General features: G+C 72.1%; 6 protein-coding genes. 1 reads left to right on the top strand and 5 read right to left on the bottom strand.

What is annotated here, in order from left to right:
• Positions 1-344: 344 nt before the first annotated feature.
• The gene (locus tag ACFVH0_RS24380; RefSeq protein ID WP_385823276.1) at positions 345-866 is read right to left on the bottom strand and encodes a hypothetical protein; all 522 of its coding nucleotides are present in this window, start codon (positions 864-866) and stop codon (positions 345-347) included.
• Positions 867-921: 55 nt separating this feature from the next.
• A complete protein-coding gene (locus ACFVH0_RS24375) occupies positions 922-1,281 on the bottom strand; it encodes an SH3 domain-containing protein (RefSeq protein WP_385823274.1) in 360 nt (119 codons plus the stop codon).
• A gap of 123 nt (positions 1,282-1,404) precedes the next feature.
• Here ACFVH0_RS24375 and ACFVH0_RS24370 point away from each other — a divergent pair, with 123 nt between their 5' ends.
• A complete protein-coding gene (locus ACFVH0_RS24370) occupies positions 1,405-3,696 on the top strand; it encodes a serine/threonine-protein kinase (protein WP_385823272.1) in 2,292 nt (763 codons plus the stop codon).
• Between the two features lie 34 nt (positions 3,697-3,730).
• Here ACFVH0_RS24370 and ilvD read toward each other — a convergent pair whose 3' ends face one another.
• The 3 genes from ilvD to ACFVH0_RS24355 all read right to left on the bottom strand — a co-directional run bounded on the left by ilvD (position 3,731) and on the right by ACFVH0_RS24355 (position 7,212).
• Positions 3,731-5,581: a dihydroxy-acid dehydratase gene (ilvD, locus tag ACFVH0_RS24365; protein WP_385823270.1), complete on the bottom strand. Its 1,851-nt coding sequence runs from the start codon at positions 5,579-5,581 to the stop codon at positions 3,731-3,733.
• Between the two features lie 156 nt (positions 5,582-5,737).
• Entirely contained in the window at positions 5,738-6,388 is a 651-nt protein-coding gene (locus tag ACFVH0_RS24360; protein WP_385823268.1) for a TetR family transcriptional regulator, read from the bottom strand.
• Positions 6,385-7,212, bottom strand: a complete 828-nt coding sequence (locus ACFVH0_RS24355) for a sugar phosphate isomerase/epimerase family protein (RefSeq protein ID WP_385823266.1) — start codon at positions 7,210-7,212, stop codon at positions 6,385-6,387. Before ACFVH0_RS24355 ends, ACFVH0_RS24360 begins: the two co-directional genes overlap by 4 nt.
• Positions 7,213-7,275 lie beyond the last annotated feature (63 nt).

Genomic DNA, 7,275 nt, shown 5'->3' with positions numbered 1-7,275 from the left:
CAAACGCCGGGCGCGGCAAGCGCGGGATCGCGTCGGCAAGGTGCGGGCTCACACGCAAACGCGTGGGGCGGAGCGTGGGCTCACACGCAAACGCGGAGCGCGAAGCGCGGCGGGTGCGGGATCACATGTAGCGCGGGCTCACGCGGAAGCACCGGGCAGGACAAGCACGAACTCACGCGCAAACGCCGGGCGCGGCAAGCGCGGGATCGCGTCGGCAAGGTGCGGGCTCACACGCAAACGCGTGGGGCGGAGCGTGGGCTCACACGCAAACGCGTCGGCGAGGTGCGGGCTCACGCGCGAGCGCGCGGGGGCGTGGGCGGGTAGGGCGTCTCGTTCCGGGCTGTCTACTTGCGCTTGGGGCGCTTGCCCTTGGTGGTTTTGCGGGCTGCCGGGTTTCCGGTGCGGGAGGAACGGCGCTTCTCGTAGCGGGCCAGGGCCGTCTCGTACTCCGTGCGGTGCAGCTGCTCGCCCGGGGCCTCCCGGAACGTACGGAGGAAGTACGCGATCAGGGAGCCGACGAAGCCGATCGTCTTGAGACCGCGCAGATTGGCCTCGCGCGCCGGGTCGGCGGGGCGGCGGCTGAATCCTTCCCAGGTCTTGCGGAAGGCGATGGCGCTGCAGATGGCGAACATCAGCACGACCAGGACGCCGACGAAGCTGCCGACGTCGGCGATCTGGAGCCCCTGGTAGGCGAACCGGAGCACGAAGCAGGCGACGACCGCGGCGGCCAGCGAGCCGACCGCCGCCCCGGCGCGTCGCAGCCCGTAGCCCCCGCTGTGGTCGACCCAGGTCGTACCGAAGAAGCGCAGGGGCTCGGGCTGCGGGCCGGGCGTGCTGGAGCCGGGGGCTTCGCTGTTCTCGCTCACGAAGTCGATTATCCCCGGGCGGTCGCGGGCCCGGACGCGCCGGTCGCCGTTGTGGTCAGTCGCAGCGCGGTGCGATGTAGCCGTCGCTGCCCGTGTGGACGTAGGCGTCCGCCACGAACTGGCCGTTGGCGATGTTGTCCCAGAGGTTCGAGGTGCCGTACGGGCCGGTGACCCGCTCCCCCGGCTTCTGGCAGTAGACCGGAACCTTCATTCCGTACGGGAGGGTCCTGACGATCCCGTACTTGGTGCCCGGTCCGGTGCGGACGTTGACGCGGTAGCCGGGCGCGATCGGGTACCGGGTGACGTCGTCGGAACCGGCGAGCGCCGCCGCGTCCTCGGAGACGTCGACCGCGGCGTCGGTCGTCGCGTCGGTCGTGGCATCGGTCGCGATGCCGGTGTGCTCGTCCATGGCCATGAGGCCCTCCCCCGTTGAGAGTCGGTGTGTACGACGCGCAGGCTACAAGCCCCATCCGAATCGCACGCACCATCGACTAGGCTCCGTGCGTCGCGCTTGCGGACGAACACACGGGGGTGGGCGATGCCGCCGCTGCGAGGTACCGGAGCCAGTCCGGAAGCGGAGCATCCGGAGTACGCCGGGCAGTACCGTCTTGAGGCACGTCTCGGCGCGGGCGGCATGGGAGTCGTGCACCTGGCGCGCTCCGCCTCCGGGCTGCAACTGGCCGTCAAGGTGGTGCACCGGCAGTACGCGGCGAACCCGGAGTTCAGGGCGCGTTTCCGGCAGGAGGTCGGGGCGGCCCGACGGGTCAGCGGTGCTTTCACCGCACCGGTCGTCGACGCCGACCCGGATGCCGCACGGCCGTGGATGGCCACCCTGTACGTACCCGGCCCCACCCTCGCCGACCAGGTGAAGCGGAACGGGCCGATGGCCCCGGCCGAACTGCGCAGGCTGACGGCGGGGCTCGCCGAGGCGCTGCGGGACATCCACCGGGCCGGTGTGATCCACCGCGACCTCAAGCCGAGCAACGTGCTGCTCTCCGACTCCGGGCCCAAGGTCATCGACTTCGGGATCTCCCGGCCGTACGACAGCGATCTGCGCACCGAGACCGGCAAGCTGATCGGCTCGCCGCCCTACATGGCGCCCGAGCAGTTCCAGCGGCCGCGCGAGGTCGGGCCCGCCGCCGATGTGTTCGCCCTGGGGGCCGTGCTCGTCCACGCGGCGACCGGCCGGGGGCCCTTCGACTCGGACAGCCCGTACATCGTGGCCTACCAGGTGGTGCACGACGAGGCCGATCTGGCAGGGGTGCCGGCGGATCTGGCTCCGCTGATCGGGCAGTGCCTGACGAAGGATCCCGCCGGGCGGCCCACCCCGGACGAGATCATGACGACGCTGCGGCCGCCCTCGTACGAGGCCGCCGCGTTCATACCGTCGCAGCGGCGGCCGGCCACCACCGGGGCGGGAGCCGCCGCCGGAGTCGCGGCGGCCCTCGTCCCGGAGGCCGGGGTGCGCGCCGGCGCGGAGGCGGACACCCACATGGGCGGTGCGCCGGCGCGGGACGGGAAGACGGGCACCGACGGCGGCGGCAACAAACTGCGGTGGCTGGCGGCCACCGCGGCACTGCTGGTCATGGGGGCCGGCGGGGTGTGGGCCGTCGGTGCCGGGGTCGGTTCCGACGGACCGGGCGGCTCCGGCGGTCGGGGCGGGTCGAAGGGCTCGGCCGAGAAGTTCGCGCCGTGGCGGACCGAGCTGCGGACCACCGGCAGATCGACGCCGGCGTGCTCCCCGGCGGGCGGCTCCGGCACGGAGACAGGCGGCTCCGGGACGGAGGTGTCCGGCTCCGGGACGGAGGTGTCCGGCTCCGGGGCCGGGGCGTCCGGTCCGCCCGCGGCGCTGTACTGCGCGACGGGCGGCATCGGTGTCTCCCGGCTGGATCCGGCGGACGGCCGGGTGCTGTGGTCCCGTCGCGCCGAGGCGGACGCCCCGGCAGTCGGCGTGGTGTCGGTCTCCGGCGGTCTGGTGCATACGGCGGTGCCGGGCGGGAAGCTCCGGGCGTACGACCCCGCCGAGGGCGAGCAGGTCTGGGACGCGGATCTCTCCCCGTATCTGGGCACCCCCTTCGGCGCGGGTGACGCGCTGCTGCTGGTCGCCGAGGACGGCACGACCGAGGCGCTGGACTCCGCGACCGGGGTGTCCCTCTGGCGCCACGCGCTCGCCGGGCACCAGCGCCCGGACTACGCGCTGTACGACGCGGGCACCGGGCTGGCCTACGCCTTCGAGCACTCGGCGTACGGATCGTCCACGCTCGTCACGGCCGTCGATGCCACGACGGGGCACACGGCCTGGCAGCGGCGGCTGGACGGGATGCTGACCCCGGTGGGGACCTCGGACGGCGCGCTCGTCCTGACGTCCATGAACGGGGACGCCCAGACCGTCGGGCTGGTCCGCTACGACCCGGCGCGGGGGCGCACCGTACGGACGGCGCTGCCGTTCCGGATGAACGAGCCGGAGGTCGTGATGGGCGGGGACACCGCCTATCTGCTGGCGCACGGCGGGACGCTGGTCGCCGTCGACACCCGCCCGGCCGGCGGCGAGGCGGTCCGCTGGCAATTGGAGACCGCTGCCGGGCGGACGTCCGCGCCGGTACTCGCCACCGGGAACCGGCTGTACTTCTCGGCGGCGGACGGGCGGCTGCTGGCCGTGGACACCGAGCACGGAAAACTGCTGGGCCAGACGGCACCCCGGCTGCGCAACGGGAGGCTCACGTACTCCTCGGCGCTGCCCGCCCCGGTCGCCGCCGGCCGGACCGTCTTCGGGACCGCGCCCGACGGGTCCGTGTTCGCCGTGGACGGGCAGGACCCCGCCCGCTGGTGAGAGCGGACGAGGTCCTTGTCGGTCGGCGGGCCGGTCAGCCGAGCTTGGACACGTCGCGCACCGCGCCCCGGTCCGCGCTCGTCGCCATCGCCGCGTACGCGCGCAGCGCCGCCGAGACCTTGCGCTCGCGGTTCTTCGGCGCGTAGACGCCGTTCAGCGCCTCGCGGCGGGTGGCCAGTTCGGTCTCGGGGACGAGGAGCTCGATCGAACGGTTCGGGATGTCGATCCTGATCCGGTCGCCGTCCTCGACCAGCGCGATGGCGCCACCCGAAGCGGCCTCCGGCGAGGCGTGGCCGATGGACAGGCCCGACGTACCGCCGGAGAAGCGGCCGTCGGTCACCAGGGCGCAGCTCTTGCCGAGGCCGCGGCCCTTGAGGAAGGAGGTCGGGTAGAGCATCTCCTGCATGCCGGGGCCGCCGCGCGGACCCTCGTAACGGATGACGACGACGTCGCCCTCCTTGATCTCCTTGCGGAGGATCTTGTCGACGGCCTCGTCCTGCGACTCGCAGACGACCGCCGGGCCCTCGAAGGTCCAGATCGACTCGTCGACGCCCGCCGTCTTCACGACACAGCCGTCCTCGGCGAGGTTCCCCTTGAGGACCGCGAGGCCGCCGTCCTTGGAGTAGGCGTGCGCCAGATCGCGGATGCAGCCGCCGGCCGCGTCCAGGTCCAGGGTCTCCCAGCGCTCCGACTGCGAGAAGGCGGTCGCGGAACGGACGCATCCGGGAGCCGCGTGCCACAGCTCGACGGCTTCCGGGGACGGGGAGCCGCCGCGGACGTCCCAGTCCTTCAGCCACTGGGCGAGGGAGTCGGAGTGGACCGAGTGCACGTCCTCGTTGAGCAGGCCGCCGCGGTGCAGCTCACCGAGGAGGGCGGGGATGCCGCCGGCCCGGTGGACGTCCTCCATGTAGTACGTGCCGCCGGGGGCCACGTTGGGGGCGACCTTCGCCAGGCAGGGGACACGTCGCGAGACCGCGTCGATGTCGCTCAGGTCGTAGGACAGCTCGGCCTCCTGCGCGGCGGCGAGCAGGTGCAGGATCGTGTTGGTGGAGCCGCCCATCGCGATGTCCAGTGCCATCGCGTTGTCGAACGCGGCGCGGGTGCCGATCGCGCGGGGCAGGACCGTCTCGTCGTCCTGCTCGTAATAGCGCCTGGTGATGTCGACGACCGTACGGCCGGCGTCCTCGTACAGCGCCTTGCGGGCGGTGTGCGTGGCGAGGACGGAGCCGTTGCCGGGGAGGGAGAGGCCGAGGGCCTCGGTCAGGCAGTTCATCGAGTTGGCGGTGAACATGCCGGAACAGCTGCCGCAGGTGGGGCAGGCGTTCTCCTCGATACGGAGGATGTCCTCGTCCGAGATGCTCTCGTCGACGGCGTCGCTGATCGCGTTGACCAGGTCGAGCTTGCGGACCGTGCCGTCGACCAGGGTGGCCTTGCCGGCCTCCATCGGGCCGCCGGAGACGAAGACCGTCGGAATGTTGAGGCGCATCGCCGCCATCAGCATGCCGGGGGTGATCTTGTCGCAGTTGGAGATGCAGATCAGCGCGTCCGCGCAGTGCGCCTCGACCATGTACTCGACGGAGTCGGCGATCAGGTCGCGGGAGGGGAGGCTGTAGAGCATCCCGCCGTGGCCCATCGCGATGCCGTCGTCGACGGCGATGGTGTTGAACTCGCGCGGCACGGCGCCCGCGGCCTTGATGGCCTCGGAGACGATCCGGCCGACCGGGGCCAGGTGGGTGTGGCCGGGGACGAACTCGGTGAAGGAGTTGGCGACCGCGATGATCGGCTTGCCGATGTCCTCGCTCGCTACGCCCGAGGCCCGCATAAGGGCGCGGGCGCCCGCCATGTTGCGGCCGTGGGTGACAGTGCGGGACCTCAGCTGGGGCATCGTCTCTCGCTCCTTCGACGTTGCAGACTGTCTCCGAGCGTACGCCTCCGGCTCCAAGATCTGGACACAGTGTCCGAAATGCGGGATGAAATGCTCGGTGGGTGGTCGGTGGGCGGCCAGCGCGCGGAGGGACGGCGGGAGCCGTCCCCGCGGGGCTCAGGACTCCGTCAGATAGCGCTGGAGCGTCGGTGCGACCATCTCGATGATCCTCTCGGGGTCCGCCGAGGCGAGCGGTTCCGCCCGGATCACATAGCGGAGCATCGCGATCCCGATCATGTGCGAAGCCGCCAGCTCCGCGCGGAAGGTGGCGTCCGGTACGTCCAGCGCCTCCGCGACACGCTCCAGGAGCCGGCGCAGCACGAAGCCCCGGAGGACCTTCGCCGCCGCCTCGTGCGTCAGCGCGGACCGCATGATCGCCAGCAGCGGGGCCCTGGACGCCGGGTTCTCCCACACGGCGATGAAGTAGCGGGCCAGCCGCTCCCCCAGGCCGTCCGTGCCGTCGCCCAGAACGTCCGGGATCACCAGGGCCGGCTCGAAGGACAGCTCGATGGCGGCCGCGAAGACCTCGTCCTTCGTGCCGAAGTAGTGGTGGACCAGGGCGGAGTCGACGCCCGCCGCCTTGGCGATGCCCCGGACCGACGTCTTGTCGTACCCGCGCTCCGCGAATTCGGTGCGGGCCGCCTCCAGGATGCGGGTGCGGGCGTCGGGGCCGGTGGTGTCGGCGGTACGGGAGGGGCGGCCGCGACGCTTGGGGCCGGTGGGGTCCGGGGGGCCGTCCTCGGGACCGCCCGTGGGGTCGCCCGTCATGGGCGCGGCGTGCGGGTCGGGGACGACGCCAGGTGGAGCCGGGTGAAGGCCAGCGCCTCCGCCAGATCGGCCTCGCGTTCGGCGGTGGACATGGCACGGCGGGTATTGACCTCGATGACGACATGGCCGTCGAAGCCGGTGCGGGCCAAGTGCTCCAGGAGCTCGGCACAGGGCTGGTCGCCCCGGCCGGGCACCAGGTGCTCGTCCTTGTTGGAGCCCTTGCCGTCGGCGAGGTGGATGTGGGCGAGCCGGTCGCCCATCCGCTCGGCCATCGCCATGCCGTCCGTGCGGGCCGTCGCGGTGTGCGAGAGGTCCACGGTGAAGTGGCGGTAGTCGTCGTTGGTGACGTCCCAGTCGGGGGCGTACGCGAGCATCTCGCGGTCCCGGTAGCGCCAGGGGTACATGTTCTCCACGGCGAACCGCACATCGGTCTCGTCCGCCATCCGCCAGATCCCGGTGACGAAGTCGCGCGCGTAATTGCGCTGCCAACGGAACGGCGGGTGGACGACCACGGTCGTCGCCCCGAGCTTCTCCGCCGCGGCACGGGCCCGCTGGAGCTTCACCCACGGATCGGTGGACCAGACGCGCTGGGTGATCAGCAGACAGGGTGCGTGAACGGCGAGGATCGGCACCTGGTGGTAGTCCGACAGCCGCCGCAGTGCCTCGATGTCCTGGCTGACGGGGTCGGTCCACACCATGACCTCGACACCGTCGTAACCGAGGCGCGCGGCGATCTCGAAGGCCGTCGCCGTCGACTCCGGGTAGACGGAAGCCGTCGACAGGGCGACCTTCGCATCCGGGATGCGCACCACTGGTTCTGCCACTGGGACAGCGTACGGGCAGTGGTACGCCTCGCCGAGAGGGTCCGGTCGGAAAGTGAGATGCCC

The sequence above is a fragment of the Streptomyces sp. NPDC127117 genome (genome assembly GCF_042677325.1).
Classification (GTDB): Bacteria; Actinomycetota; Actinomycetes; order Streptomycetales; family Streptomycetaceae; genus Streptomyces.
The sequence above is the reverse complement of the archived record's forward strand: the minus strand, read 5'-3'. Positions and strand labels throughout refer to the sequence as shown.